The organism is Mycobacterium sp. 852014-50255_SCH5639931, assembly GCF_001665605.1.
Lineage (GTDB): Bacteria > Actinomycetota > Actinomycetes > Mycobacteriales > Mycobacteriaceae > Mycobacterium > Mycobacterium paraffinicum.
Genome location: NZ_LZSV01000004.1, coordinates 76,074 through 99,091, shown reverse-complemented (window position 1 = coordinate 99,091; position 23,018 = coordinate 76,074). Strand labels below are relative to the sequence as shown.

At 65.1% G+C, this 23,018-nt stretch carries 21 protein-coding genes; 12 read left to right on the top strand and 9 right to left on the bottom strand.

Annotated elements, in window-relative coordinates:
- Positions 1-11: 11 nt before the first annotated feature.
- Both A5758_RS03665 and A5758_RS03660 read right to left on the bottom strand, forming a co-directional pair.
- Positions 12-359, bottom strand: a complete 348-nt coding sequence (locus A5758_RS03665; RefSeq protein ID WP_067203269.1) for a cupin domain-containing protein — start codon at positions 357-359, stop codon at positions 12-14.
- Between the two features lie 108 nt (positions 360-467).
- A complete protein-coding gene (locus tag A5758_RS03660) occupies positions 468-1,877 on the bottom strand; it encodes a wax ester/triacylglycerol synthase family O-acyltransferase (protein WP_067736766.1) in 1,410 nt (469 codons plus the stop codon).
- A 426-nt stretch (positions 1,878-2,303) separates the two neighbouring features.
- Here A5758_RS03660 and A5758_RS03655 point away from each other — a divergent pair, with 426 nt between their 5' ends.
- The 6 genes from A5758_RS03655 (at position 2,304) to A5758_RS03630 (ending at position 8,713) form a co-directional block, all read left to right on the top strand.
- On the top strand, positions 2,304-3,320 hold the full coding sequence (locus A5758_RS03655; protein WP_067736573.1) for an NAD(P)H nitroreductase: 1,017 nt from the start codon (positions 2,304-2,306) through the stop codon (positions 3,318-3,320).
- Between the two features lie 159 nt (positions 3,321-3,479).
- On the top strand, positions 3,480-4,490 hold the full coding sequence (locus tag A5758_RS03650) for an alpha/beta hydrolase (protein WP_082939560.1): 1,011 nt from the start codon (positions 3,480-3,482) through the stop codon (positions 4,488-4,490).
- Positions 4,491-4,493: 3 nt separating this feature from the next.
- The gene (locus tag A5758_RS03645) at positions 4,494-5,336 is read left to right on the top strand and encodes an SDR family NAD(P)-dependent oxidoreductase (RefSeq protein WP_067736570.1); all 843 of its coding nucleotides are present in this window, start codon (positions 4,494-4,496) and stop codon (positions 5,334-5,336) included.
- Positions 5,337-5,360: 24 nt separating this feature from the next.
- Entirely contained in the window at positions 5,361-6,281 is a 921-nt protein-coding gene (locus A5758_RS03640) for a reductase (RefSeq protein WP_067736566.1), read from the top strand.
- Between the two features lie 2 nt (positions 6,282-6,283).
- On the top strand, positions 6,284-7,780 hold the full coding sequence (locus A5758_RS03635) for a flavin-containing monooxygenase (RefSeq protein ID WP_369816377.1): 1,497 nt from the start codon (positions 6,284-6,286) through the stop codon (positions 7,778-7,780).
- Between the two features lie 3 nt (positions 7,781-7,783).
- The gene (locus tag A5758_RS03630; RefSeq protein ID WP_067203280.1) at positions 7,784-8,713 is read left to right on the top strand and encodes a MerR family transcriptional regulator; all 930 of its coding nucleotides are present in this window, start codon (positions 7,784-7,786) and stop codon (positions 8,711-8,713) included.
- Between the two features lie 43 nt (positions 8,714-8,756).
- Here the strand turns inward: A5758_RS03630 and A5758_RS03625 are convergent, their stop codons facing one another.
- Both A5758_RS03625 and A5758_RS03620 read right to left on the bottom strand, forming a co-directional pair.
- The gene (locus A5758_RS03625; protein WP_067203282.1) at positions 8,757-9,773 is read right to left on the bottom strand and encodes an acyl-ACP desaturase; all 1,017 of its coding nucleotides are present in this window, start codon (positions 9,771-9,773) and stop codon (positions 8,757-8,759) included.
- A gap of 172 nt (positions 9,774-9,945) precedes the next feature.
- Entirely contained in the window at positions 9,946-11,277 is a 1,332-nt protein-coding gene (locus A5758_RS03620) for a salicylate synthase (protein WP_369816376.1), read from the bottom strand.
- A gap of 461 nt (positions 11,278-11,738) precedes the next feature.
- Here A5758_RS03620 and A5758_RS03615 point away from each other — a divergent pair, with 461 nt between their 5' ends.
- From A5758_RS03615 to A5758_RS03605, 3 genes are all read left to right on the top strand, one after another.
- A complete protein-coding gene (locus A5758_RS03615; RefSeq protein WP_067203288.1) occupies positions 11,739-11,951 on the top strand; it encodes a hypothetical protein in 213 nt (70 codons plus the stop codon).
- Positions 11,952-12,240: 289 nt separating this feature from the next.
- A complete protein-coding gene (locus tag A5758_RS03610) occupies positions 12,241-13,476 on the top strand; it encodes a sodium-dependent bicarbonate transport family permease (protein WP_067203290.1) in 1,236 nt (411 codons plus the stop codon).
- A gap of 221 nt (positions 13,477-13,697) precedes the next feature.
- Positions 13,698-14,924: a sodium-dependent bicarbonate transport family permease gene (locus A5758_RS03605; RefSeq protein WP_067736556.1), complete on the top strand. Its 1,227-nt coding sequence runs from the start codon at positions 13,698-13,700 to the stop codon at positions 14,922-14,924.
- Between the two features lie 3 nt (positions 14,925-14,927).
- Here A5758_RS03605 and hemW read toward each other — a convergent pair whose 3' ends face one another.
- Positions 14,928-16,100 carry a radical SAM family heme chaperone HemW gene (gene hemW, locus A5758_RS03600; RefSeq protein WP_067736552.1) on the bottom strand — a complete coding sequence of 391 codons (1,173 nt, stop codon included), beginning with the start codon at positions 16,098-16,100 and terminating at the stop codon, positions 14,928-14,930.
- On the opposite strand from hemW, the gene A5758_RS26455 reads away from it, so the two are divergent.
- From A5758_RS26455 to A5758_RS03590, 3 genes are all read left to right on the top strand, one after another.
- On the top strand, positions 16,009-16,377 hold the full coding sequence (locus tag A5758_RS26455; protein ID WP_369816368.1) for an Ms4527A family Cys-rich leader peptide: 369 nt from the start codon (positions 16,009-16,011) through the stop codon (positions 16,375-16,377). The two genes, hemW and A5758_RS26455, sit on opposite strands and share 92 nt — an antisense overlap.
- Before the next feature lie 109 nt (positions 16,378-16,486).
- Positions 16,487-18,154, top strand: coding sequence for a nitrite/sulfite reductase (locus tag A5758_RS03595; RefSeq protein WP_067736549.1), 1,668 nt, complete (start codon positions 16,487-16,489; stop codon positions 18,152-18,154).
- Positions 18,151-18,894 carry a phosphoadenylyl-sulfate reductase gene (locus tag A5758_RS03590; RefSeq protein WP_067203299.1) on the top strand — a complete coding sequence of 248 codons (744 nt, stop codon included), beginning with the start codon at positions 18,151-18,153 and terminating at the stop codon, positions 18,892-18,894. Before A5758_RS03595 ends, A5758_RS03590 begins: the two co-directional genes overlap by 4 nt.
- Before the next feature lie 13 nt (positions 18,895-18,907).
- Here the strand turns inward: A5758_RS03590 and A5758_RS03585 are convergent, their stop codons facing one another.
- The 4 genes from A5758_RS03585 to A5758_RS03570 are packed head-to-tail and all read right to left on the bottom strand — an operon-like array spanning position 18,908 to position 22,750.
- A complete protein-coding gene (locus tag A5758_RS03585; protein WP_067203301.1) occupies positions 18,908-20,002 on the bottom strand; it encodes a sulfate/molybdate ABC transporter ATP-binding protein in 1,095 nt (364 codons plus the stop codon).
- A 20-nt stretch (positions 20,003-20,022) separates the two neighbouring features.
- The gene (gene cysW / locus A5758_RS03580; RefSeq protein ID WP_067736543.1) at positions 20,023-20,835 is read right to left on the bottom strand and encodes a sulfate ABC transporter permease subunit CysW; all 813 of its coding nucleotides are present in this window, start codon (positions 20,833-20,835) and stop codon (positions 20,023-20,025) included.
- Positions 20,832-21,722 carry a sulfate ABC transporter permease subunit CysT gene (gene cysT / locus A5758_RS03575; protein WP_067203306.1) on the bottom strand — a complete coding sequence of 297 codons (891 nt, stop codon included), beginning with the start codon at positions 21,720-21,722 and terminating at the stop codon, positions 20,832-20,834. Before cysT ends, cysW begins: the two co-directional genes overlap by 4 nt.
- Positions 21,719-22,750: a sulfate ABC transporter substrate-binding protein gene (locus A5758_RS03570; RefSeq protein WP_067203307.1), complete on the bottom strand. Its 1,032-nt coding sequence runs from the start codon at positions 22,748-22,750 to the stop codon at positions 21,719-21,721. Before A5758_RS03570 ends, cysT begins: the two co-directional genes overlap by 4 nt.
- Positions 22,751-23,018 lie beyond the last annotated feature (268 nt).

Here is a 23,018-nt window from a genome sequence, read left to right as displayed (position 1 = left end):
CATTTATCTGTTCAATCCTGCTTCAGCTGAACACCTTTGGCTACGGTGAGCAGGATGACGGAGTCTTTGACGGCTTGTACCCCATGCCGGCTCGGCGGGATCACCAGGTGATCGCCCGGCGCGCCGTCCCAGCTGGTCTCGGGCGCTGTCAGCCGGATGCGTCCCTCCAATACCTGCAAGGTAGCCTCACCGGGGCTGTCGTGGTCATGCAGCTCCGACCCGGCGGTCAAGGCGACCATGGTTTGTCGCAGCGTGTGTTGGTGACCGCCGTAGACAGTGTGGGCGCTACGGCCACTGGAGGCTCGGCGCGCGGCCGCCAACTGCTCGCGCGCGAGTGCTGTGAGCGAGATCTTATCCATCGGCAGGCTCCTTCGTCATCGCAAATCATATGCCGCACCGCGGCGGCTTGGCGACGGAGGCGCTGCGAGCGATGAACGCGCTAGCGGGTTGCTGCGGTCAGGGCCCGACTAGTTGTTGACGACGAGTGACAGTCCTCGACGACCACGTATTTTCTTGCTTTGCTTGCTGATTGCCACCAGACGCGCCACCGCTAGTTCGATTCCCCGCGCCAAGGCGTCGATATCGGCCACGGCCTCGTAGTCGGCGAGGACACCGAAGAACAGGTCCTCGGCATAGCTGAGCATCGCCACCCCAGTTCGCAATTGCATCGCGATCGGCGGGACTGGAAACACACTGAGCACCCGTTGGCCCATGAGTTGCAGTGGCAGACGAGGGCCGGGGACATTCGTCGCCAAGGTGGTGACACCGCGCTGCGGTAGCTGGGTCAACAACCGGACCGCCCATGCGGTCAGCGGGAAGGGAATGCGATTGGCCATCGACACGAATGCGTGACCCGCCTGGCGCTGGCCGTGAGACTTCGTGCGGTCCAAGCGGGAATGCACCGTCCGCAGCCGCTCTATCGGGTGCTCCTCGTCGACCGGTAGGTACGGCAGCATCACCGACACGCGGTTATCCGTCTTAGCCAACGCATCGCCAGACCGCATCGATACCGGCACCAGCGCGCGAATCGCGTCCGGCAGCGGCGCTTCGCCCCGCTGAACCAGGATGTTGCGGTAACTCTCCGTGATAGCGGTCAGCGCAACGTCATTGATGGTGACCTCGAAGGTTTGGCAGACCTGCGCGATGTCGGCGAGGGGCACCCGCGCGACGCCGTAGCGCCGCAATGTGGTTATCGGCCCGTTCAGCGACGTCGTCGTGGGGCGCAGCAAACCGGCGGCAATTTCCGCTGCACCCAATGCCGTGCGGGCGGCCGTCGCCGTGATGGTGGCCGACGCGTTCCACAGACCACCCAACGCGCTCAGTGGATTTACACCCCATACGCTTCGCGAGAGTTCTTGTACCTTCGCCGCTTTCGCGGCGCGGATATCGCTTGCAAAGCTCTCGCCGATCCCGTCGTCGCATAGGCCGGCAAGCATGTGGGTGGCCGCGATTCCGTCGGCCATGCAGTGGTGGATCTTGGTGAGCATCGCCCACCGGTTGTCGCTGAGGCCTTCGATGATCCAGATTTCCCACAGCGGGCGATCCCGGTCGAGGCGCCGGGAGATCACGTCGGCGGCCAGCTGCAACAACTCTCGGTCGTCGCCGGGCCGTGGTAAGGCGACGCGCCGTACGTGCCGGCCGAGATCAAAGGTTGGATCGTCCACCCATTCGGGTGCACCGAGGTCGAACGGGCGCGTTCGCAGGCGCTGTCCGAACCGGTCGCACGTGCGGATCCGCTGAGCAAGTGTCTCCATCAACGAATCACGGTCCGGGATCGGCCCCTCGATGACCGCGAGACCACCGATAGCCAGACTCACGTTCCGGTCGGCGTCTTCCGCCTTGAGAAATCCCGCGTCGAGGGTTGTCAATTGATCCACGACCGCCACCTCCGAACTATCTGCAACTAGTAGTAACACCATTCTCCGCCGCGGCCGACCGCGGCAGCAGGGCCGAAAGTCCCAAGCTAAGGCGGCATCTTGCGGCCAAATGCGCTGCAGCAAAAGCATGCTCAGCGAACCAACGGCCTGTTGACGGCCGTCTGCCAACTGTTCGCGACGCTCGCCCAGACGGTCTTTAGCCATTGTGGTCATCCGCCCCAAGCACCCCTTGCCCGGTTGCCCACCACTAATTTAAATGATATTATTCATCTAAACTAGTTGGGGTGCAAGAGCAAGCCTCGAGCAAAGAGGAAACCGGAGACCGTCATGTTGGACACGGTGAAGAAGCACGATCATCGCGAAGGTAGCGATGCTTCATGGACAGACATCAGCGACGCGGTCGCGCTCCTCGATGCGAGAGTAGCTATGGGTCCCGTTGCTGTGAATGCCCGGCATCTCCCGGATGACGAGGTCATCGATGCGGTCCTCGCTCTGGCCGTCCGCGCACCGTCCATCGAGAACACCCAACCGTGGCGGTGGCGGGTGGATCGCACGAGCCTGCACCTCTTCACCGATTCACGCATGCAGTTACCCAACGCCGACCCGGATGGCCGAGACATGATCTTGAGTTGCGGTGCAGCGCTTAACCATTGCGTCGTTGCCCTGGCGGCGATGGGTTGGCTCGCCGACGTACATCGCCTGCCCGATCCGGCCGACCCCAGCCACCTCGCCGCCATCGAGGTATCCCCCTGCGCGCCCGATCGCACCGACATCACGCTGGCGACAGCAATCCCGCAGCGCCGAACCGACCGACGGACCTACAGCGCCCGGCCGGTTGCGCCGAGCGATATCGCCTCGCTGGCTGCCGTGGCTGCTCGAATGGGAGTGCCGCTGCGCCAGGTCGATGCCTTGAAGAGGCTGCACGAGATCGTCAAGCGAGCTGCATTGGCTCACGCGACCGACCGCGATTACCTCGTCGAACTCGCCAGGTGGAGTGGGCGATACCGGTCCCGGGCCGGTGTGCCGGCTCGCAACACAACCGAACATGATTGTGGCGCACCGATACCCGGCCGCATCTTCGCGGGACCGGCCCTGGCGCAGCCGCCGGGTGCCTCACCCGCCGATGACAATGCCGTCATCCTGATGCTCGGCAGCGAAGCGGATGACCGTCTGGGTCAGCTGCGCGTCGGCGAGGCGACCAGCGCGCTACTGCTGACCGCGACGGCGATGGGAATGGCCACCTGCCCGATCACCGAACCCCTGGAAATCCCGGGAACGCGCGACGCCGTCCGCGACGAGGTGTGGGGGGCGGGAGGGTATCCCCAGATGCTGCTACGGCTGGGCTGGGTGCCAGACACCGCCGCCCCGTTGCCGCCGACGCCGCGACGCCCGCTCTCCGACGTCGTGCAGTGGTCACGCCAAACCGAGCAACAGCCTTTGTAACAGCTGAACATCTGAGCCAATTGGCGACGGCGGTATTGAACGATGCGGGGCGGCCGGCGCGGGTACGCGGACCGAAACCGTCAGCTGACGCAAGCTTGCTTGAAAGCTGCCCCGAAACTGACATTGACTAATGTCACCATTTGTTATTGACTGCGTGACATGGCGGACGGCGTTCCGGCCCGCGGGTCATTGCGGTCCCGCGGCGCGGCAGCGGTAAGTGCGTACACCCTGCGGCCGGTCACGGGCCTGATACCCCCGGAGCGGGCATGGGGGTTATGGCTGTCGCGCCAGATCGTCGCCCGGATCATGGGTACGTTCGGCCCCTCGCTGGCGGGCACCCGCGTCGAACACGTCGATACGAAACTGCCCGACGGGCGCCGCGTCAAGGGTGAATGGGTATACGGACCGCGCACGCCGACGAGCGAGGCGCCGCGGTCGTCCACAACCGGGGAAGCCATCTACTACGTGCACGGCAGCGGTTACGCCGTGTGTTCGCCGAAAACCCACCGGCGATTGACATCCTGGCTCTCATCCTTGACCGGCCTGCCGGTGTTCAGCATCGATTACCGACTCGCGCCCCGCCACCGCTTTCCCACCGCGGCCGACGACGCACGGGCGGGCTGGGACTGGCTGGTGCAATCGTGCGGTGTGTCGCCGAAACAAATTGTGGTCGCGGGAGATTCGGCGGGCGGACACCTGGCCGTCGACCTGTTACTGCAACCCGAGATCGCCGCCGATCACCCCGCCGCGCTGGCGCTGTTCTCCCCGCTGTACGACGTCACCTTCGCGCTGTGCCTCGCCCGTGAACGGATGCGTCGCGATCCCGCGATCCGGGCGGTCGACGCGGCTCGCCTGGTCAGCATGTATCACGCCGGAGTAGACCCCGCCCACCAGCGGCTGACACTCAATGTGGCCGGCGGACCGCCGCTTCCGCCGACGCTCATCCAGGCCGGCGGAGCCGAGATGCTGCAAGACGACGCCCGGCAGCTTGCCATCGACATCCAAACCGCGGGCGGCCGATGCGAACTGCAGATCTGGCCGCACCAGGTGCACGTCTTTCAGGCACTGCCACGCATGACGCCCGAAGCCGCCAAGGCCGTGGCCTACGTCGCGCGGTTCATCGCCCACGCGTTGCAGGATGCGCGCGCCGTGACTCAGGAGGTGCACTGAGGGATGTTGGACAGATTGCTGGGTAGGTCGAAACCCAGCCGCGCCGCGTCGGCCGTGGTGACCGGCGCCGGAAGCGGCATCGGCGCGGCCTTCGCCATCGAACTCGCCCGCCGCGGCGGCGCTGTCGTCTGCAGCGACATCGACGAAGCCGCCGCCCAACGGACGGCCGACACGATCACCGAACAGGGCGCCAGGGCCATCGCCATCCGTTGCGACGTCTCGAAATTCGAGGATGTCCAGGCGCTGGCCGAGCAATCGCAGGCCTGGTTCTCCGGGCCGCCGACGTTGGTGATCAACAACGCCGGTGTCGGTGCCGGCGGCGCGGCCATCGGCGATGCACCGCTGGACGATTGGCGGTGGACGCTGGGCATCAACCTGTGGGGGCCCATTCACGGCTGCCATGTGTTCACCCCGATCCTGCGGGGTCCGTCGCACGCTGCCCGCGGCATCATCAACGTCGCCTCGGCGGCCGCATTCGGCGCGGCCCCGGGCATGGCCGCCTACAACGTCAGCAAGGCCGGCGTGCTGTCACTTTCGGAGACTTTGGCCGCCGAATTGGCTGGCACCGGGGTGAGGGTCACGGTGTTGTGCCCGACCTTCGTGAAGACCAACATCGTCGAGTCGGGGCGCATCAGCGAGGAATCCAGCCAGCTGGCCAATAGATTGATGCGCTGGACCGGATTCTCGGCGGACAAGGTCGCGCGGATCTGCCTGGACGCGCATGACCGGGGCGAGCTGTACTGCATGCCGCAACTCGACGCCAAGATCGGCTGGAACATCAAACGCATGGCCCCGCAAGCCTATACGCGCGCAGCTGGCCTGATATCCCGAATCAACCTGCCCTGATCACCCAACGCAAAGGAGCTCCCGGTGGCCATCGACATGGAAGCTATGCTCGCCAAGATCAAGGATCGGCAATGGGCCCTCGCCGACATCGATTGGGACGCGCCCGGTGCCGATACCATCCGGCCGGAGTTCCGCCCCAAGCTCAAGGCGTTCATGGCCGATCTGTGCTGGATCGAAAACGTGGGCGCCCGTGGGTTCGCGGCGCTGGCCAAGAAGGCGCCCGACCCCACCCTGGCGGAGATCTACCGGTATTTCCACGCCGAGGAACAACGGCATGCCAACGCGGAGATGGCGCTGATGAAACGCTGGGGGATGCTCGACGAGGGCGAACTGCCCGAGCCGAACATCAACATCCGGCTGGCCATCGAGTGGCTCGACGCGTTCTCCGACAGCATGCCGCTGTCCGTGCTGGGCACCGTCATCCCGATGCTCGAGGTGGCCCTCGACGGCGCACTGTTGAAGTTCCTGCTCGATACCGTGGAAGACCCGGTGTGCCATCAAGTTTTCGAGAAGATCAACAACGATGAATCACGGCACATCGCGGTCGATTTCGAGGTGCTCGACCTGATCGGACACGCCAGGGCACGCCGAATGGCCATCGAACTCGTCGGCCGCATGGCGTCCCCGGGCCTCATCATCGGCATGCTCATGTACGTTCCGCTGCTCAAACGCATCTACGGTGAGATGGCCGAGATGGGACTGGAGCCGGAGCGACTGAACAATGCGGTCAAGCGCTTCAAGCAGCTTGGCGAGCGTGGCGAACACACCTGGCGCGTGCCCACCTACCAGCTCCTCAAGCGGCACGCCACGATGGTCGTTAATCCGCGGCACCCCTATCAGGTCCTGGCCAGTTCGATGGTGTGGCTGTCGGATCGCTATCCCAAAACGCTGCTGAGACCGGTGCCCAGTTGGTTCAAAGAACTCACCTACAAGCCGGCGGCGTGACCATGACAGACGACCGCACCCACGCGGTGCTCATCATCGGGGCCGGCTTCACCGGGCTGGGAGCCGCGATCCGATTGGCCGACACGGGAATCGACGACATCGCCATCCTGGAACGCGGCGACCGGGTTGGCGGAACCTGGCGCGACACAACCTATCCGGGCGCCAGCTGCGACGTCCCCTCGCTGCTGTATTCGTACTCGTTCGTCAAGAACCCCACGTGGTCGCGCACCTACTCTCCCGCCCCGGAGATCTGCCGGCATCTCGAAGACATGGCGACCAGATTCGACATCCGGCGCCACATTCGATTCGGCCATGAGGTCAGCGGCCTCGCCTTCGACGAGGACAACGGGATCTGGACCGCAACCACCAAACGCCGCAAGCGATTCCGCGCGCGCACCGTCGTGCTGGCATCCGGACCACTGTCGGACGTCAGCTTCCCCGACATTCGCGGTCTGGACAGCTATCGCGGACACAAGATTCACAGCGCCCGCTGGGACCACGACTACGATTTCGCGGGCAAGCGGGTCGCCGTCATCGGCACCGGCGCCAGCGCGATCCAGATCATCCCCGAACTGGTGAAGCGGGCCGGCTTAGTCAAGGTTTTCCAACGCACCCCCTGCTGGGTGCTGCCGCGCCTGGACACCGCCACCCCGCCGGCCGTGCAGGCCCTGTTCACCAAAGTGCCCGCCGCCCAGCAGCTTGCGCGGCAGGCCATGTTCTGGGGTCACGAGGCGAGCGCCACGGCCCTGGTGTGGGACACGCCGCTGACGTCACTGGCCGCGCGCTTGGGGCGGGCACACCTGCGCGCCCAGGTGAAGGACCCTTGGCTGCGACGCCAGCTGACGCCGGACTTCCGGCCGGGGTGCAAGCGCATGCTGGTCTCCAGCGACTACTACCCCGCTCTGCAGCGCGACAACTGCAAGCTCATCGACTGGCCGATCGCCACCATGAGCCCGGCCGGTATCCGCACCAGCGACGGCATCGAGCACCACCTCGACTGCATCGTCTTCGCGACCGGCTACGACGTCCATCTGACCGGACCGCCGTTTGCGGTCACCGGGCTCGGCGGCCGGTCGCTGGCCGACGAATGGGCCGATGGCGCACAGGCTTACAAGAGCATCAACGTGCACGGGTACCCGAATCTGTTCGTTATGACCGGACCCAACTCCGGGCCGGGGCACAACTCCCTGCTGGTTTACATCGAGGGTCAGCTGGAGTACGCGGTGCGCGGCATCACCGCCATCCTCGACAACGACCTGCGCTATCTCGATGTGCGCGAAGAGGTCCAGCGCCGCCACAATGACAGCCTCCAGCGCCGCCTCACCAAGACGACGTGGATGTCCGGCTGCCGCAGTTGGTACCTCACCAAGGACGGATACAACGGGTCGATGTACCCGGGTTTCGCGACACAGTATCTTCGGCAGATGAGGAATTTCCGCTACGAGGATTACCAAGCGGTGGCGCGCCGCACCCGGGCGCTCGCCGCCGCGTCGGGCTGACGCATGACACCGGACCGCCCGCCGCGTCCCGAACCCGGCACCATCGCCAGCGTGCTGTACAACGTGCGGCGCGCGCCCAAGCGCGTTCGGCGCCAATCGCGGGAGTACCGTCAATTGATTGAGACGGCGGTCTCGCAGCTTTTCGACGCGGCGGTCCGCCACCCCCACGGCGTCCCCGCGTCCGGTGAGTACCGGATCGATGACCTGGCCCGGCTGGCCGGCACCACCACCCGCAACATCCGCGTCTACCGCGACCGCGGATTGCTCCCCCCGCCGTTGCGGGTCGGCCGCATCGCATTGTTCAACGACACCCACCTGACCCGGCTGCGACTCATCACCTCGATGCTCGATCGCGGATACAACATCGCCCACGTTCGCGAAATGCTCAGCGCCTGGGAGCAGGGCAAGAACCTGGGCGACGTGCTGGGCCTGGAGACCGCCATCGCGGGCCCCTGGACCACCGAGAAACCGGAGACCATGCCACTGGCCGAGGCGCAGCGACTCGTCGACGACCCGGACGCGTTCGAGCGCCTGGTAGCGCTGCACGTCATCCGGGTCGACGGAGCCCAAGCCACCGTCACCCGCCCCAAACTGATCGAGGCGTTCAACGAAATCCGCGGCTACGGCGTCAAATTGGAGAAGCTCGTCGACTTACACGAGCAGATCGTGCCCGAAATCGACAAGATCAGCGATATGCTGGTGCGCGCCGGAGCCGAGCACGTGCTGGACCGCATCAAGCCGGGCGAGCCGTTGCCGCCGGATGCCGAGATCGCCGAGCTGATCACGATGCTGGTGCGCTTCCGCACTCAAGCCGTGGCGACGGTCACCGCGACGCTTGCGTCGTCGATCGAGTCCAACATCGAGTCACTAGTGGGCCAGATACTCGCCGACTACCTCGAGTCCAGCTCTTCGGCAGAAACGGCGTCGGGCTAAGCCATATTGGAGTGGCGAGAGCCTCGTCAACGGAAAATCACTGTCAGTGCCCGCTCAGGGTCAGTGTCCCTTCGGTTTTCAGTACCTTGCTGGCGGTGATCCTCTCGGTCTTGCGGGCCTCGCGCTCGAGATAACGCTGCTTGGATTCGTCGAACTTGTCGGAGGCCTGCTCGAGCTCCTTGACCAACACGGCGAGATCGTCGCGCATCCGCGCGGCCTCCCCGGTGAAGTCTTCGCGCTCGAAGATGCGCCACTTCCTGAGCACCGGCATTACCACCTCGTCAAGATGGATGCGCGGGTCGTAAACACCGCCGACGGCGATGATTACCGCCTTGCGCCGGAATTCGGGCACCGTGAATCCGGGCATCTTGAAGTTGCGCAAGATGCGGTGCACCGACTTCATCGCCTGGTTCGGAGCGATGTCCAGACCCGCCCCGCTGACGTCCCGGTAGAAGATCATGTGCAGGTTCTCGTCATGCGACACCCTGGCCATCAGCTGCTCCGCGATGGGGTCTTGAGACGCCTTACCCGTGTTGCGGTGGGAGACCCGGGTGGCCAGCTCCTGGAACGAGACGTACATGACCGAGTCGAACAAACTCTCGGCAAACATGTCACCCTGCTGATTCTGCCCCGGGCTGAAGCCCCGGGTCATTTGCTCTAGCCGGAGTTTCTCCAGCTCCAGGGGGTCGACGGCGCGGGTGACTACCAGGTAGTCGCGCAACGCCGTGCTGTGCCGAGCCTCCTCGGCCGTCCACCTGTTGACCCACTGCCCCCAGGGGCCGTCCATGCTGAAGTTCATCGCGATCTCGCGGTGATACGACGGCAAATTGTCCTCTGTGAGCAGGTTCTGCACCATCGCCACCTGCGCGACGTCGGGGAGCCGGCTATGTCCGGGCTCCCAATCCTGACCGTCCAGCGCGTAGAAGTTCTTGCCGTCCGACCACGGGACGTAGTCGTGCGGATTCCACTCTTTGAACATCGACAGGTGGCGGTTGAGCAGGTCCTCGACCACCGGCTCGAGTTCGTGCAGTAGCTGCAGGTTGGTCAGATCGTTAGACACAAAGCCCTCCAGTTATGTGTGCCGTCAAGTAACGCACAATGTATCTGTGTCATGCGGTTACATAAAGATGACACGCCGGAAAGCCGGCGAACTAGGGCCAAAGGTCCCTATGGCGGGGATGGGGCCACCCCGCCGGACGGCTCCGACGGGGCACGAGTCAGTCGCGCAAGCGCTACCGGCGCGGAACCAGGTAGGGCGCGAGGGTGGAGAGCTTTTCGCAGGTCTCTTCGAATTCACGCTCCGGCGTGGACTCTTCGATGATGCCCGCCCCGGCCCGCAACCATGTCATGCCGTCGCGTTCGTAAGCCGCCCGCAACGTCAGCGCTGCGTCCAGGCCGCCGTCGGCCGAAAACATCACGACCGCACCGGAATACAATCCACGCGGCGCGCCATCGAGGCGCAGGATCGCCTCCACGCCGCCCGCCTTCGGGATGCCAGACGCGGTGACCGCGGGGAAAAGCGCTTCCAGCGCGTCCATCCGGTCATGCGACGGACTTAGCCGCCCGCTGACCGTGGAGCCGAGGTGCTGCACGCTCCCGCGTTCCCGGACCGTCATGAAGTCGGCGACCACCGCACTGCCGGGTTCGGCGATCTCGGCCATCTCCTGCAACGAGCTTCGCACCGAGATCGCGTGCTCGACAATTTCTTTGGAGTTCGATTCCAGGTCGTCGCGGGCCTGCCGGTCGCGGGCCACGCCGCGACCCAGCGCCCGCGTTCCCGCCAGCGGCTCGGTGACCACGATGCCGTCGTCATGGACGGCCGCGACAAGTTCGGGGCTGTAGCCGACGGCGCGAATTCCGCCCAGCCGCAACAAGAACGACCGTACCGGGGTGTTGTGTCGACGACCCAGCCGGTAGGTGGACGGGAAGTCCAGCCGGAAAGGCACCTCTAGACAGCGGGAAAGGATCACCTTGTGGTAGCGGCCCGCCGCAATCTCGCCGACGGCCGACGCCACCCGATCGCGGTACCCAGACGAGTCGGCGATGACGTCGACGGCGCGAGCCTGCCGCGCCTCCGGCACACCGTCACCCAGCAATCCGAGTACCGCGTCGCGATGCGCCGCGGTCGCGTCCCACAGCTGGACCGCCTCCCGGTCCACCACGATGCGCGTGCGGGGCCAGAACACGCGAGCCAGCGGGGTTCGCGGCGCCAGCCGCTGCTGCAGCTTGTAGCGGTAGACGCCGAACTCGAAGGCGATCCACCCGAAGAGTTGGTCGGTTTCCAGCAACAGCCTGTCGACGGCCTCGCCCAGCACGGCCCCGGGCCGCCCCGACCACTGCTGCCGCTGAACCACCCCGTCCCGGATGACCCGCACCTCATCGCTGTCCAGCTCGACCATCGCGCGCACACCGCTGGCCAGCACCCATTGACCGCCGCGCTCGTAGAGCAGGTATTCCTCGCCGACTCGTTCGGGGAGCAACGCGGCAAGCTCGGCGGCCAGGTCGGCCGGGTCGACGTGCGCGGGGAGGGGAATCGGCGATGACGTGGAGCCGGCGGAACTCATCTGAACGCTGACCTCGGTCACGGTTAGTAAATGTAGCCTAACCTATGTAGGAGCGCGCAACTATTCCCCGCAAGCCCCGGCAAATCCGGCCGGCCCACTAAAATTCCCTTCGAGTCAATGCACCAGCGATCCCGAGGGCGGCGCCGGGCTCAACACCACGGCGGCCGGGCCAGTAACAGTTTCCGCAGGTAAACGATGCGGCAAAACTGGGGTCGCCGGCACCCGCACCCCCGAGTGTGCACCTCGACACCCCAAAGACACCCCGAACGTTTCCCCACTGTTTACGTCGTGACCGAACATCGACCGACCACGGTGACGTGACTTCTCCTAAGATCGAGTCGATCCGTGCAAACTCGCCAACCGGGGCTTCAGTAGGGCGCGGAGGCTCGGTGAGTTCCATCGCAGTAGGTAAAGGAGTGGCGCGTGAGCTCCTATCTCGACGACTATTCGAGAGCAACGCCATGTTCGTGATCCGGCTTGCGAACGGCGAAGAGGTCCAGGGCGGCGAAAGCGACGAACTCGAAATCAACCAGGAAACCGGCGTGCTTACGGTTTCGCGCGTTGACGGTTTCGAGAAAATCACCACCCATTACTCACCAATGGCGTGGCTGTCGGTGACACACCGCCAGAAGGGCGTCGGGGTCCGGCCGTCGGTTATTTCGTCGGCGCGTTGATTCTGGGCTGACCCCACAGCAAATACACAGCACTTTCCCACCAAATCCACGCCTACCAAACCGCCGGTGCGCGTTCGAAAGATCGCCGGCTACAGGCCTTTGAACAGGGGTTTTTCCGCGCGCCGGCCCGCCGGAAGCGCTTCGACACGCTCGTACTACACGCTTTGCATTCGAGTGGCGGTTTGACACCGGCGGGGATAGGTTTTGCTCGGTCGTCGGGATGTTCGTGGTGGCTCCGCTTGCGGACGGTGCTTTCCCTGATCACCGCACTCATCGAGGAAGGCATCGAATGCTGCAAGAGTTCTGGCAGAACTTCACCCATAACCTGTTCAAGCCGCTCCTGCTGTTCTTCTACTTCGGATTCCTCATCCCGATCCTGAAGGTGCGCTTCGAATTTCCCTACGTGATCTACCAGGGCCTGACCATGTACCTGCTGCTGGCCATCGGCTGGCACGGCGGTGAAGAGCTCGCCAAGATCAGCGCCGGCAGCATCGGGGTGATCGTGGGCTTCATGGTGTTGGGGTTCGTGCTCAATTTCGTGATCGGCGGTCTCGCCTACCTGCTGCTGAATTGGTTGACAACGCTACGAAGAATCGACCGAGCTACGGTCGCGGGGTATTACGGGTCCGACTCGGCCGGCACGTTCGCCACCTGCGTGGCCGTCCTGACGGCCATCGGCATGGCGTTCAACGCCTACATGCCGGTCATGTTGGCCGTCATGGAGATTCCGGGCTGCCTGGTGGCGCTGTACTTCGTGGCGCGGCTTCGCCACCGCGGCATGGACACGGCGGGAAACATGATCGACGAGCCGGGCTACATCGCGCCGGTCAGGGTCGGAGTCGGGCCCGGCACCGCGGCCCAGCCCCCGCACGGCCAGAGCCTCGAGGCCGAGCACGAGCGCGGGATCGAGGAGGAGCTCGAATTCTCCCTGGAAAAGCTCGACCATCCGGACTGGGAGCCCGACCAGAGCCCGCCCCGCACGTCGGGCAAGCGGGTGCCGATCTTCTCGCGGGAGCTCTTCCAAGAGGTTTTCCTCAACCCCGGCCTCGTCCTGCTGATGGGAGGCATCATCATCGGCCTGGTCAGCGGGCTACAGGGGCAGAAGGTTGTCGCCGACGACGACAAGTTCTTCGTCATGGCGTTCCAGGGCGTGCTCTGTTTGTTCCTGCTCGAGATGGGCATGACGGCCTCCCGGAAGTTGAAGGATCTGCGAACGGCAGGCCCAGGTTTCATCCTCTTCGGCCTGCTGGCGCCGAACCTCTTTGCGCCACTTGGCATCCTGGTCGCCCACATCTACGCCTCGCTCACCCACGTCGATTTCAAGCCGGGAACCTATGTGCTCTTCGCCGTGCTCTGCGGCGCGGCGTCCTATATCGCCGTCCCGGCGGTCCAGCGGCTGGCGATCCCCGAGGCCAGCCCCACCCTGCCGTTGGCCGCATCACTCGGTTTGACGTTCTCCTACAACGTGACGATCGGGATCCCGCTTTACATCGAGGTCAATCGGCTAATCGGCCATTGGTTCTAGTTGCGCTCGATGCGGGCCGGCATCGGCGAATCGTGGTGGGCGACAGTTCCTTTGACCGGCCGGGCCGGACCTGAGTCGACGCCCGATCCAGCTGGTTGTTAATTGTTCGTAAAGACGGGTTGAGTCGGCTGCCGAAGCCCCTGGGTGTCCATTAAGTTCGTGGGCGCCGCGAGTCGCTTGCTGCCGCCCGCTGCGCCGGACTGCGTCGCCAGGAGGCGCCCATGCTTTACGAGTTGTGGCAGAACTTCGTCCACAATCTCTTCAAGCCACTGTTGCTGTTCTTCTACTTCGGGTTCCTCATCCCGATTCTGAAGGTGCGGTTCGAGTTTCCCTACGTGATCTACCAGGGCCTGACCATGTACCTCCTGGTGGCGATCGGCTGGCAGGGTGGCGAGGAGCTCGCCAAGGTCAAACCGGCCGACATCGACAACATCGCCGGGTTCGTGGCGCTGGGCTTCGCGCTGAATTTCGTGATAGGTGCACTCACCTACGTTCTGCTGCGCTATCTGACCCGGCTGCGGCGCGTCGACAGGGCGACGGTTGCGGGCTACTACGGATCGGACTCGGCCGGCACGTTCGCCACCTGCGTGGCCGTCCTGACCAGCGTCGGGATCGCCTTCGACGCCTACATGCCGGTCCTGCTGGCGTTCATGGAGATCCCGGGCTGCCTGGTGGCGCTATACCTGGTGGCCCGACTGCGGCACCGGGGAATGGACGACTCCGGCTACCTGCCGGACGAACACGGCTACACGGCTCCCGTCAAGGTCGGGCCGGGCGCGGCCGCCCAGCGAGAGCGCGCAGAAAGCGTGGACGAGCGAATCGAGCGTGGGATTGAAGAGGAGCTGGAGTTCTCGCTGGAAAAGCGAGAACATCCCGAGTGGGACGGGGACACCCTGCAGCGCAAGAAGGCACCGCTGTTCTCGCGCGCGATTTTGCAGGAGGTCTTCCTCAACCCCGGGCTGATCCTGCTCGTCGGCGGCATCGCCATCGGTTTCATCGGTGCGCTACAGGGCCAGAAGGTTGTGCACGACCAGAACGAGCTGTTCGTCGCGGCGTTTCAGGGTGTGCTCTGCCTGTTCCTGCTCGAAATGGGCATGACGGCGTCCCGCAAGCTACGGGATCTCAAGCTGGCCGGCAGCGGGTTCATCGTCTTCGGCTTGTTGGCGCCCAATGTCTTTGCCACGCTGGGCATCCTCGGTGCCTACTGCTACGCGAACCTCACCGATACACACTTTCAGCCGGGTACCTACGTGCTCTTCGCCGTGCTCTGCGGCTCGGCGTCCTACATCACGCTGCCCGCGGTGCAGCGGCTGGGAATCCCCGAGGCGAGCCCGACCTTGCCGCTGGCGGCCGCGCTGGGCCTGACATTCTCCTACACCGTCACCATCGGGATCCCGCTGTACATCGAAATCAATCACGCAGTCGCGCACTGGTTCCCAAGCAGCTGAGCACTACCCCAGGACGGTGCGCACCACGGCGTCGGCCAACAGCCGACCGCGCGGCGTGAGGACGAACCGATCGCCGTCGGATACCAGCAACCCGTCGGCGACCGCGCCTTCGGCGCGTTCGATTTCGGCGGCGCTCAGCACGTCACGCGGAAGACCTTGCCGCAGCCGGGTTTTCAACAGCACGTCTTCGGTGTGCAGCGCGTCGGCGTCCAGCCGCTCGAATCCTCCCACCGGCAGCCTGGGAGCGGCCAGCCTCTCCGCATAAGCGTTGGGGTGCTTGACATTCCACCACCGCGTAGCTCCGGCGTAGCCATGGGCTCCGGGTCCCGCACCCCACCACTGGCCACCGTCCCAATAGCCGAGGTTGTGTCGGCATTCGCCGCCGGGCCGCGACCAGTTGGACACTTCGTACCAGGTCATTCCGGCCTCGGACAACCGGGCATCGACCAGCTCGTAGCGGTGCGCGAGCACGTCGTCGTCCGGAGCCGCCAGCTCGCCACGCCGAACGCGTCGGGCCAGCGCGGTGCCCTCCTCGACGACCAGCGCGTATGCCGAGACGTGATCGACGCCGGTCTCGATCGCCGTGTCGACCGAGCGCAGCAGATCGTCGTCGGACTCCCCCGGCGTCCCATAGATCAGATCGAGACTGACGTGCTCGAAGCCCGCATCCAACGCTTCGCGTGCGGCGGCGGCCGATCGGTTGGGGGTGTGAATGCGGTCGAGGACTCCCAGCACCCTAGGTGACACCGACTGCATGCCGAGCGACACCCGCGTGTAGCCGGCCGCGCGGATGGCGTCGAAGAAGTCCGGCCAGGCCGACTCGGGGTTGGCCTCCGTGGTGATCTCGGCGTCGGGCGCCAGCGCGAAATGCTCACGCACCATGTCCAGCAGCGCCGCCACGCGCGCCCCGCCCAGCAGTGACGGCGTACCTCCCCCGACGAACACCGTGTTCACGGTCGGCCCGGAAAGCCGCTCGGCAGCCAGCTTCAACTCGGTCCGCAGCGCCGCCAGCCAAGCGTCGGGGTTCACACCGCCCAACTCGGCGGGCGTGTAGGTGTTGAAATCGCAGTAGCCGCAACGAGTTATGCAGAACGGAACGTGGATGTACACCCCGAACGGCCGCCCGGGGACGGGCTGCAGCTCGGGCAGCTCGACCGTTTCCTCGCGAAGTGCCATGCCAAATGATCCCACGGCGCTCGGTACCCGGCCGCGGTGTCGATCCCGGGACCGCAGTCGCGGCCCACAGCGTTTTCCTGGCTTTTCTCACCGGCGCGGCCAGCTTAATCCGAATTCCGCTCATCGTGAGCGGATATTTGACCTGGTTGTATGGCCCCCCCGACAGGCATGGCACAATGGACGCGTGACCGTCGCTCAGCCTAGCCTTCGCATTGCGCTCGTGGCGCGGCGGCACATTGATTTCAAGCGTGTTTGCAGCTGTTGCTGTCTCCCTTGATTCCGTAGACCCGCCCACCTGTACGTCCAGCTGGCATCGGATCTGCGCCGCCGATACCACCGGTGAGCTGCGCCTCTATGCCTGCGATGTCGAGAAGGAGTCCTCTTCAATGACCACAGCCCGTCCCGCGAAGCCTCGTAACGAGGGCCAGTGGGCGCTGGGAGACCGGGAACCGCTCAATCCCAACGAAGAGATGAAGCACGCCGGCGCCCCCCTCGAGGTGCGCGAACGCATCGAGAACGTCTACGCCCAGGCCGGGTTCGCCAGCATCGACAAGAGTGACCTGCGCGGACGCTTCCGCTGGTGGGGGCTCTACACCCAGCGCGAACAGGGTTACGACGGCACCTTCACCGGCGACGAGAACGCCGACCTGCTCGAAGCCAAGTACTTCATGATGCGGGTGCGCTGCGACGGCGGCGCGCTCTCGGCCGCCGCGCTGCGCACGGTCGGCCAGATCTCGACCGAGTTCGGCCGCGACACCGCCGACATCTCCGATCGCCAGAACGTGCAGTTGCACTGGATCGAGGTCGAAAACGTCCCCGAAATCTGGCGGCGGCTCGCCGACGTCGGCCTGCAGACCGCCGAGGCGTGCGGCGACTGCCCGCGCGTAATCCTGGGTTCGCCACTGGCCGGCGAGTCACTCGATGAGGTGATCGACCCGACCTGGGCGATAGACGAGATCGTGCGTCGCTACATCGGCCAGCCGGACTTCGCCGACCTGCCGCGCAAGTACAAGACCGCGATCTCGGGTCTGCAGGACGTCGCGCACGAGATCAACGACATCGCATTCATCGGCGTCAACCATCCCGAGCATGGGCCTGGCCTGGACCTGTGGGTCGGCGGCGGCCTGTCCACCAACCCGATGCTGGCCCAGCGGGTCGGCGCCTGGGCCCCGCTGGACGAGGTGCCCGAGGTGTGGGAGGCCGTGACGTCGATCTTCCGCGACTACGGCTACCGGCGACTGCGGTCCAAGGCCCGGCTGAAGTTCTTGATCAAGGACTGGGGCATAGCCAAGTTCCGTGAAATTCTCGAGACCGAGTACCTCAAGCGGCCGCTGATCGACGGCCCCGCCCCCGAACCGCTCAAGCATCCGATCGACCACATCGGGGTGCAGCGGCTCAAGAACGGGCTCAACGCCGTCGGGGCGGCTCCGATCGCGGGACGGGTCTCGGGCACCATCCTCTCGGCCGTGGCCGACCTGATGGACCGGGCCGGCTCGGACCGGATCCGGTTCACTCCGTACCAGAAGCTGGTCATCCTCGACATAGCCGACGACAAACTCGATGACGCGCTCGCGGGCCTGGAGGCGCTCGGGTTGCAAACGAAACCGTCCCAGTGGCGCCGAAACCTGATGGCCTGCACGGGGATCGAGTACTGCAAGTTGTCGTTCGCCGAAACCCGGGGCAAGGCTCAGGTCTTGGTGCCCGAGTTGGAACGCCGGCTCGAGGACATCAACTCTGTGCTCGACGTACCGGTCACGGTCAACATCAACGGCTGTCCGAACTCGTGCGCGCGAATTCAGGTGGCCGACATCGGTTTCAAGGGTCAAATGGTCGACGACGGCCACGGGGGCTCCGTCGAGGGCTTTCAGGTGCACCTGGGCGGCAGCCTCGGGCTGGACAGCGGATTCGGGCGAAAGCTGCGCCAGCACAAGGTCACCAGTGACGAGTTGGGCGACTATATCGACCGGGTGGTACGCAACTTCATCAAAAACCGCAGTGCGGGAGAACGGTTCGCGCAGTGGGCGATTCGGGCGGATGAGGACGATTTGAGATGAGTGAACGGGCAACGAAACGGACCGAAGCCGAACTGCGGGAACTGGCGGCGCGCGGCGCCGCGGAGCTCGAGGGCGCCAGCGCGACGGAGGTGTTGCGGTGGACCGATGAGCATTTCGGCGGCATCAACGGGCCCCGCGGCTGGGCGACCTGCAACTACGTGTTGACCTCCAGCATGCAGGAGGCCGTGTTGATCGATCTGGCTTCCAAGGTTCGGCCGGGTGTACCGGTGGTGTTCCTGGACACCGGCTACCACTTCGCCGAAACCATCGGGACCCGGGACGCGGTCGAGTCGGTCTACGACATCCACGTCCTCAACATCACCCCCGAGCAGACGGTGGCCGAGCAGGACCAGCTGCTGGGGAAGAACCTCTTCGAGCGTGACCCGGGCGAGTGCTGCCGGTTGCGCAAGGTCGTGCCGCTGCGCAGGGCCCTCAGCGGATACTCCGCCTGGGTGACCGGGTTACGCCGGAGCGAAGCGAAGACCCGTGCCAACGCCCCGGTGATCGGCTTCGACGAGGGCTTCAAGCTGGTGAAGATCAACCCCTTGGCGACGTGGACCGACGAGGACATGCAGAACTACATCGACGACCACGGTGTGCTGGTCAATCCGCTTGTCTACGACGGATATCCGTCGATCGGCTGCGAACCGTGCACGGCCAAGCCGCTCGCGGGTGCCGACCCGCGCAGCGGGCGCTGGCAGGGGCTGTCGAAAACCGAGTGCGGGCTGCACGCCTCGTAACGGAGAGCGGGCGTTACGCCGACGTCAGCGTGGCTTGATCCTCGCCGGCGCCGGCGGGACGGTCGTTGCCGTTGTCCGCCGAGTTAACGGCAAGGGACGGGATTCGGGTCGCGCGCACGTAGACGGTGTCCCCCTCGCGTAGGGCCAGGGCCTCGGCGTCGCCGCGGGTGATCTGGGCGGTGAACGCCCCACCGGTGGCGGCGCTGGTCAACTCCACCCGCACCTCGAAGCCGAGCACGACCACGCGGTCGACGGTGGCGCGCACCACCCCGATGGACTCTGCGGTGCCATCACCGCCCGCGATGGCCATTTCGGGGTTGCGGCCCACCCGGATATCGTGCGGGCGAACCAGATTGCCGTTCAGGGTGGATACCGCGCCGAGGAACGACATCACGAAGGCGCTCGCCGGTGCGTCGTAGACCTCGGTCGGCGATCCCACCTGTTCGATACGACCGTGGTTCAGCACGGCGATGCGGTCGGCGACGTCCAACGCCTCCGCCTGGTCGTGGGTGACCAGAACAGTGGTGACGTGCACCTCGTCATGAAGGCGACGCAACCACGCGCGCAGGTCCTCGCGCACCTTGGCGTCCAGCGCGCCGAACGGCTCGTCGAGCAACAGCACCTGCGGGTCGACCGCCAGCGCCCGCGCGAGCGCCATCCGCTGTCGTTGACCGCCGGAGAGCTGATTGGGATAACGGTTCTGAAATCCGCTCAGCCCCACCACTTCCAACAGGTTGTCGACCTTGGCCTTGACCTCCGCCTTGGGGCGCTTGCGGATCTTCAGGCCATAGGCGACGTTGTCGCGGACGGTCAGGTGCTTGAACGCGGCGTAGTGCTGGAATACGAACCCGATGCTTCGCCGCTGCGGCGGCACCCGCGTGACGTCGTGACCGTTGATGGTGATCGTCCCGCTGTCGGGTTGATCGAGTCCGGCGATGGCCCGCAACAGGGTCGACTTGCCGGAACCACTGGGGCCCAACAGTGCCGTCAGCGAGCCGGAGGGCACGACGAAATCCACGTTGTCCAGGGCCACGAAGTCGCCGTAGCGCTTGTAGGCGTTGCGCACGACGATGGCTTGGTCGACGGACCGGCTGTCGTTGTCTGTCATATCCGAGTCTCCATGTCAGGCTACCTGGCCGCTCTCGCCCGGCGGATGTCCAGAATCACTTGGAAGATCAGGACCAACACCGCGACGCCCATCAACAATGTCGACAGCGCGTAGGCGCCGTACTCGGCACCGCGGTTATACCGATCCGAGACCAGCAAGGTCAGGGTTTGGGACCTTCCCGGGAGGTTCGACGACACGATGATGACCGCTCCGTATTCGCCGAGGGTGCGGGCGATGGTCAGCACGATGCCGTAGGTCAGACCCCACCGGATCGAGGGCAGGGTGATCCGCCAAAAAGTCTGCCACCAGCCCGATCCCAAGGTCGCGGCCGCCTCCTCCTGGTCGGTCCCCAATTCGTGCAGGACCGGTTCCACCTCGCGCACAACGAAGGGCAGGGTGACGAAGATGCTGGCAAGGACGATGCCGGGCAACCCGAAGATGATCTTGAATCCGAGGTCCTTTTCCACGAAGCCGAATGCGCCGGCCGATCCCCACAACAGGATCAGGGCAACGCCGACGATGACCGGCGACACCGCGAAAGGCAGATCGATGACCGCCTGCAGCACGCCCTTGCCACGAAACCGATTGCGGGCGAGCACCAGAGCGGTGGGAATGCCGAAAACTACGTTCAGCGGCACCACGATGGCGACCACCAGCAAGGTCAGGTTCAGCGCCGAGATCGCCGCGGGAGTGCTCACCCAGTCGAAGAACTGGCCAAAGCCGGGCCGAAACGTCCGCCACAAGATCAGGGCAACCGGAACGACCAGCAATACGAAAAGGTATGCGAGCCCGACGAATCGGATCAGGTATCGAACCCTGGGCGATGAGGTCACGCCGCCAACTCCTCACGCTTGGCCGCGCGTCCGCCCACGATCCGCAGAATGAACAGCACCACAAACGAAATCGACAGCAAGACGATGGATATCGCGGCGGCACCGGTGCGGTCGTCGTTCTCGATCAGGGTGCGTATCCACTGCGATGACACTTCGGTCTTGCCCGGTACCGCGCCACCGATCAGGACCACCGACCCGAACTCGCCGATCGCTCGTGAGAAAGCCAGGCCCGCGCCGGACAGCAAGGACGGTGTCAACGACGGCAGCACGACAGAAGTGAAAACCTTTGCGCCGCTGGCACCCAACGACGCGGCCGCCTCTTCGGTCTCCCGATCGATTTCCAGCAGCACCGGCTGCACGGCGCGCACCACGAATGGCAGCGTGACGAAGGCCAGCGCCACGGCCACGCCCCACGCCGTGTGCTGCAGATGCAGGCCTACCGGGCTGTTGTTGCCGTAGAGGGCCAGCATCACCAGGCTCGCGACGATGGTGGGCAGCGCGAAGGGCAGGTCGATGATCGCATCGACGAGCCGCTTGCCGACGAAGTCGTCCCGCACCAGCATCCACGCGATGATCAGGCCGAACACCAGATTCACCAAGGTCACCCCGGCGGATATGGTCAGGGTGACCCGGAACGACTCCAACGCGGCGTTTGACGTCACCGCCAACCAGAAGGCGTGCCACCCACCGCCCGCGGCCTGCCATGCGATGGCGGCCAGCGGCAGCAGCACGATCACCGAAAGCCACAGCGTTGCCACTCCCACCCGCAGTGACGTGGTACCCGACCAGCGACGCCCCGAATTCGCTTGGCGGTGCCCGGCGTCACCGGCCGGGTGACCGAGCTCCGGCCTGATTGCCTGAGGGTCGGGCGTGATCGCGGCCGTCATCCGGTGGCCTGCATGTAGATCTTGGTGATGCTGCCGGTGGTCTTGTCGAACAACTGCGGGTCCACCGCGCTCCAGCCACCGAGGTCGGCAATCGTCCACAGTTTCGCCGGCGCCGGAAACTGATCACGGAATTCGGCGGCGATGGCCGGATCGACCGGCCGAAAGCCCGCCTGCCCCCACACCTTCTGCGCCGTGGCCGTGTACTGGAAGTTCTTGAAGGCGACCGCGGCGTCCAGGTGGGGGCTGGTGGTTACCACCGCAACCGGATTGTCGATTTTGAAAGTCTGCGGCGGGTTGATGTGCTCAACCGGTTTGCCTGCGCGCTCGGTGGCGATCGCCTCGTTCTCGTAACTGATCAAGACATCCCCGCTGCCCTGAACGAAAACATCGGTGGCCTCCCTCCCCGAACCGGGCCGCAATTTGATGTGTTCATGCACCAGCTTGCTGATGAAGTCGACGCCGGCTTGGGTGTTGCCGCCGCCTTCGCTCTTGACGGCGTACGGTGCGAGCAAATTCCACTTGGCCGACCCCGAGCTCAGCGGACTGGGCGTGATGACCTCCACCCCCGGCCGCAGCAGGTCATCCCAGTCCTTGATGTTTTTGGGATTGCCCTTACGCACCACCAGGGTTACCACCGACCCGAACGGAATTCCCTTGGTGGCGTCGGTATTCCAATCTTTGGATACCTTGCCGGCCTTCACCAACCGCGTGATGTCCGGTTCGACCGAGAAATTCACGATGTCGGCCGGCTTGCCGTCGACGACTCCGCGCGACTGGTCGCCGGAGGCGCCGTAGGAGGTGATCACCTGGATGCCCTTGCCCTCCTCGGCGGCGTTGAAGGCGGGGACGACCTTGCTCCAGCCGGGTTCTGGGACTGAATAGGCCACCAGCGTGATACTGGTGCGCGCGTTGGTCGGGCCGCCCCCGCCCACGACGTCACTGGCGCCGCCACTACACCCCGAGATGACTGCGACGATGAGGGCGAGCGCACTCACCGGCCGCCAGCGCGAAGCGATGTCGTGGAGCATTCGGGCCTTCCAGTACGGGGACTTAGGTGATAGTGGTCCCGTTGCTGCGGAAAGGCGCCTAAACGACTGGGAGGCCTGACGAACCCCATACCAGACCGCACACGGGATTGGCGGTCAGCGACAACAGTGCACGAAGACATGGCGTTCTACGACACCGGATGTCACGTGCATGGCGGGAAGCCTAACAGGAATCGCCGGGCCCGCCACCGCTCGCGTCGCCGTGCGCGCACGCCGCGCGAAGTCGCGCAATCAGTGCGTTAGCCACCAC

Bases quoted from the DNA above. Each gene is read 5' to 3' on its own strand.
- A5758_RS03665 (WP_067203269.1), bottom strand. From the start codon at position 359: ATGGATAAGATCTCGCTCACAGCACTCGCGCGCGAGCAGTTGGCGGCC.
- A5758_RS03655 (WP_067736573.1), top strand. From the start codon at position 2,304: ATGGGTCCCGTTGCTGTGAATGCCCGGCATCTCCCGGATGACGAGGTC.
- A5758_RS03650 (WP_082939560.1), top strand. From the start codon at position 3,480: ATGGCGGACGGCGTTCCGGCCCGCGGGTCATTGCGGTCCCGCGGCGCG.
- A5758_RS03645 (WP_067736570.1), top strand. From the start codon at position 4,494: ATGTTGGACAGATTGCTGGGTAGGTCGAAACCCAGCCGCGCCGCGTCG.
- A5758_RS03635 (WP_369816377.1), top strand. From the start codon at position 6,284: ATGACAGACGACCGCACCCACGCGGTGCTCATCATCGGGGCCGGCTTC.
- A5758_RS03630 (WP_067203280.1), top strand. From the start codon at position 7,784: ATGACACCGGACCGCCCGCCGCGTCCCGAACCCGGCACCATCGCCAGC.
- A5758_RS03620 (WP_369816376.1), bottom strand. From the start codon at position 11,277: ATGAGTTCCGCCGGCTCCACGTCATCGCCGATTCCCCTCCCCGCGCAC.
- A5758_RS03615 (WP_067203288.1), top strand. From the start codon at position 11,739: ATGTTCGTGATCCGGCTTGCGAACGGCGAAGAGGTCCAGGGCGGCGAA.
- A5758_RS03610 (WP_067203290.1), top strand. From the start codon at position 12,241: ATGCTGCAAGAGTTCTGGCAGAACTTCACCCATAACCTGTTCAAGCCG.
- A5758_RS03605 (WP_067736556.1), top strand. From the start codon at position 13,698: ATGCTTTACGAGTTGTGGCAGAACTTCGTCCACAATCTCTTCAAGCCA.
- A5758_RS26455 (WP_369816368.1), top strand. From the start codon at position 16,009: ATGCAGAACGGAACGTGGATGTACACCCCGAACGGCCGCCCGGGGACG.
- hemW (WP_067736552.1), bottom strand. From the start codon at position 16,100: ATGGCACTTCGCGAGGAAACGGTCGAGCTGCCCGAGCTGCAGCCCGTC.
- A5758_RS03595 (WP_067736549.1), top strand. From the start codon at position 16,487: ATGACCACAGCCCGTCCCGCGAAGCCTCGTAACGAGGGCCAGTGGGCG.
- A5758_RS03590 (WP_067203299.1), top strand. From the start codon at position 18,151: ATGAGTGAACGGGCAACGAAACGGACCGAAGCCGAACTGCGGGAACTG.
- A5758_RS03585 (WP_067203301.1), bottom strand. From the start codon at position 20,002: ATGACAGACAACGACAGCCGGTCCGTCGACCAAGCCATCGTCGTGCGC.
- cysT (WP_067203306.1), bottom strand. From the start codon at position 21,722: ATGACGGCCGCGATCACGCCCGACCCTCAGGCAATCAGGCCGGAGCTC.
- A5758_RS03570 (WP_067203307.1), bottom strand. From the start codon at position 22,750: ATGCTCCACGACATCGCTTCGCGCTGGCGGCCGGTGAGTGCGCTCGCC.